Source organism: Salmonella sp. SAL03688, assembly GCF_046551895.1.
Taxonomy (GTDB): domain Bacteria; phylum Pseudomonadota; class Gammaproteobacteria; order Enterobacterales; family Enterobacteriaceae; genus Salmonella; species Salmonella enterica.
The window spans coordinates 1-298 of sequence record NZ_JBGDVI010000079.1 but is presented as its reverse complement, the minus strand read 5'-3'; the positions used below and the strand labels follow the sequence as shown (position 1 = coordinate 298).

Sequence of the window (298 nt, the reverse complement as noted above, 5' to 3'; positions counted from 1 at the left end):
CTCGGTTTCCCTCCGGCTCCCCTATTCGGTTAACCTTGCTACAGAATATAAGTCGCTGACCCATTATACAAAAGGTACGCAGTCACCCCACCCCAAAGCGCTCCACTGCTTGACTTTGTATGTTGAACGTCGCTTGCGCTCCGTTAACCGTCATTCAGTGCTGTCGTTACGCTTCTTTGTGCACCACACAAAGCGAAACGCTTTGGTGGTGGGGCTCCCACTGCTTGTACGTACACGGTTTCAGGTTCTTTTTCACTCCCCTCGCCGGGGTTCTTTTCGCCTTTCCCTCACGGTACTG

The 298-nt window shown here is 52.7% G+C and carries 1 rRNA gene; it reads right to left on the bottom strand.

Features of this window, described 5'->3' with window-relative positions:
• Positions 1-298: ribosomal RNA gene (locus tag ACLJR2_RS23805) — 23S ribosomal RNA — on the bottom strand; the annotation flags it as partial.